Origin of the sequence: Clostridium sp. HV4-5-A1G, from assembly GCF_900184915.1 — a bacterium.
GTDB classification, from domain to species: domain Bacteria; phylum Bacillota; class Clostridia; order Clostridiales; family Clostridiaceae; genus Clostridium_B; species Clostridium_B aromativorans.
Window position 1 is genome coordinate 1 of sequence record NZ_FXYI02000263.1, and the last position, 3,310, is coordinate 3,310.

Sequence of the window (3,310 nt, forward strand, 5' to 3'; positions counted from 1 at the left end):
ATATTATGTTATATTATACAATAAAATTATATATTTCAAAGACTGATTAGTCAAGCTAGTGATTCAATTTTCTGTATTATTTTTAAATATAGTTAGTAAATAGCAATCTTAAAATAAAATATACACAATTTAATATAAAAGTGGTATTATTAATTTTATCCGATGACTACTATTGCTTTAATAGACAAATCAGCATAAATCTAAGGATTATTTTATTAAATATTAGGAAGTGAATTTATTGGAAAGCAAAGTAATTGAAAATTTAAAAAAAATAGTAGGAGACGATTATGTTACAAACAGCTTGTCACAGATACAAAATTATTTAACTGATGAAACTGAATCCTTAATCCGGCTTCAACCACCGGAGGATTGCGTCCTGGTTAAACCAAGTTCTCCCAAAGAGATATCCTGCATATTAAAATACGCTAATAATTTCCTTATACCTGTGGTTCCAAGAGGAGGTGGCACCGGAGTATGTGGTGGAGCCGTTCCTATAAAACCCAGCATAATTTTATCTCTTGAAAGATTGAATAAAATAATTGAACTGGATAAAAAAAATCTGATGATCACAGTGGAAGCAGGAGCAACTCTGTCAGATTTACTCGAATCATTAAATAAACAGGATAAATTATTTTTCCCCATACATCCCGGAGATGAAGGTGCCCAAATAGGCGGTATGGTTATGGAAAATGCTGGAGGTACAAAAGCTGTAAAGCATGGAATTATGCGAAACCACGTCAAATCTTTAGAAGTAGTTCTCCCTACAGGAGAAATAGTAACTTTAGGCGGAAAACTTGTAAAAAATAACATGGGTTATGATCTGCTCAGCATGATGATTGGAAGTGAAGGAACTCTTGGTGTAATTACAAAAGTCACTTTAAAGCTCTATGCAAAGAACAAGTACACGGGAACTCTATTGATATCATTTGACGACAGGCGTGATGCCTGTGATTCAGTACCTACGATACTTCAAGAGGGAATAACGCCCTTAGCCGTAGAATACATGGACAGACTTATCTCACAAAGAGCTGCTGAAGATCTCGGAACTACATGGCCTGCTGTTAAAGGCTCCGTAGATTTGATGTTTATGCTTGATGGGAAAACTGAAGATGAACTGTATTCTGATAGTGAAAAAATTGTAGAGATATGTGAAAATCACAATGCAGTAGACAGTATTATAGCAGAGACTTCAAAAGAACAAAAGAAACTTTTGGATATAAGAAGTAATGCTTATACACCTTTTAAAGATCATGTGGCAGATGGACTGGATATGGCTGTTCCACCTTCATCAGTACCGGACTTTTTTGATGATATAACCTCCCTGGCGGAAAAATACAACACCACAATCCCAGCAGTAGGTCATATAGCAGATGGAAATATACATAATTTCATACTCAGTGTCAACGGAAAACTACCATCTTATTATGAAGAATTCAAACAGCAAATGTATAAAATTGCCCTAAAATATGGTGGAACAATAACAGCTGAACACGGAACTGGAAAGACCAGGAAAAAATATATGCCCCTTCAATTTACTGAAAGGGAGATTGAAATTATGAAGGGTGTAAAAAAGGCTTTTGATCCAAATGGTATATTAAATCCAGGTACTATAATCGATTAAGATGTAAATTAAAAATACTCTTTCTACACAAGTATGAAAGAGTATTTTTAATTTTATTCCATAATGGTTTTTTCTATGTTATTTCCCCTGTAGGTTATCCAGTCGCTCCAGCTGCCGCTGTATAGTTTAGCCCTTATACCAATTTCATCCAGTAATAAAAAATTAAAAGTTCCGTCTATACCTGAGCCACAGTATACTATCACTTCTTTTTTGCCATAGGCATCTTTAAATTTTTCTTTTAAATAACCAATATCCTTAATAGTATTATCTTGGTTTAGATTTTCTTTCCAATAATAATTTACCGCTCCCGGTATATGTCCTGCTATTTTATCTATGGGTTCATTTTCGCCTCTATATCTTATAGGAGTTCTCGAATCTATTATCATCCATTTATCATCGTACTTTATCCTATTCACATAGTTCATATCAACCCTCATATCTTCATTCACATTTGACTGAAAAGTGCCTTTCTTAGAAGACTTTACCATATCTTTAGAAAGATTATTTCCATCATTCACCCACTTGTCTATTCCTCCATCTAAGACATAGTTAAACTTATGCCCCATGTAATATCTCAACATCCAGCAAAACCTTGCCGCATCAGCAATTTTATAATCATCATAAGCCACTACCACGGTATCATCATCTATCCCTAAATTCTCCACGGTATTTTTAAACTCATCAACTTCCGGAAGAGGATCTCTTCCCCCATGTTCTCCTGGTGTTGAAGAAAGATCAGTACTCAAATTCACAAATAAAGCTCCCTCTATATGTGATTTTTTATAGGCATTTCGCCCATACTCTTTATCCAACAAATCTCCCCTACAATCCACAATCACTAAATTGTCATCTTTTAAATGCTCTCCAAGCCATTTAGTAGTAACAAAATTTTTCATTTAATCTCCTCCATATTATATAAATTCACTTCATTACCCTCTATCTAGATTTTCGCCTATTATCGATTTAACCATTAAAGGTAAATTTCTTTTCTGATTAGCACTTAAAAACTTTACATCAATAGGTTTATCAATTATCATTCTTACTCGAGCAGGTACAAATTTTTTCCCCCTGTTGTCTTCAAATATTTTATGGCTGCCATCAATGGCTACAGGTACTATGGGTATGCCAGATCTGATTGCAAGTTTAAAACTTCCCCTTTTAAATTCAAGCATCTCATGACATTTACTTATAGTACCTTCTGGGAATATAACCATGGAGTATCCTTTTTTTAGATTGTCTATTCCCTCATCAATAGCCTTTGCAGACTCTCTTATATTTTTTCTATTCATAAACACACAGTGAATTTTTTTCATTCCCTCCCTAATAATAGGTATTTTCAGCAGTTCATTCTTTGCAATAAATCCCATGGGCTTATGAATATAAGCAAGTATTATAAAAGGATCAAAATTTCCCTGATGATTTGAAACAAACAGATAATTTCTCTCTGTCAGTTTTTCATTCCCAATTACATCCACTTTAACCCCAATTCTATCTAATATATTTTTTGCCCATCTTGATACGATTTTTGATATACGTTCATCTGCTTCTTTTCTAGGAAAATTTTTATAAACGGATTTGATCCTTACCTCAAGATAAAAAGTATAAAATACATAAAATGTAAAATACAGATATAAAAATACAGTTCTCATTCTTTTTTTCCTTACTATAAAATATAATTAACAATAATAT

At 33.2% G+C, this 3,310-nt stretch carries 3 protein-coding genes; 1 reads left to right on the plus strand and 2 read right to left on the minus strand.

Annotated features, from left to right (window positions below):
- Positions 1-238: 238 nt before the first annotated feature.
- Positions 239-1,621 (plus strand): FAD-binding oxidoreductase, encoded by a 1,383-nt coding sequence (locus J5G60_RS17400; RefSeq protein WP_150358591.1) that lies wholly within the window; start codon positions 239-241, stop codon positions 1,619-1,621.
- Positions 1,622-1,674: 53 nt separating this feature from the next.
- On the opposite strand, the gene J5G60_RS17405 is transcribed toward J5G60_RS17400, so the two are convergent.
- Positions 1,675-2,517: a sulfurtransferase gene (locus J5G60_RS17405; RefSeq protein WP_150358590.1), complete on the minus strand. Its 843-nt coding sequence runs from the start codon at positions 2,515-2,517 to the stop codon at positions 1,675-1,677.
- A gap of 33 nt (positions 2,518-2,550) precedes the next feature.
- On the minus strand, positions 2,551-3,270 hold the full coding sequence (locus J5G60_RS17410; protein ID WP_150358589.1) for a lysophospholipid acyltransferase family protein: 720 nt from the start codon (positions 3,268-3,270) through the stop codon (positions 2,551-2,553).
- Positions 3,271-3,310: the final 40 nt, after the last annotated feature.

What these genes read in the sequence shown, in the direction of transcription:
- J5G60_RS17405 (WP_150358590.1), bottom strand. Translation starts at nt 2,517, where the DNA reads ATGAAAAATTTTGTTACTACTAAATGGCTTGGAGAGCATTTAAAAGAT.
- J5G60_RS17410 (WP_150358589.1), bottom strand. Translation starts at nt 3,270, where the DNA reads ATGAGAACTGTATTTTTATATCTGTATTTTACATTTTATGTATTTTAT.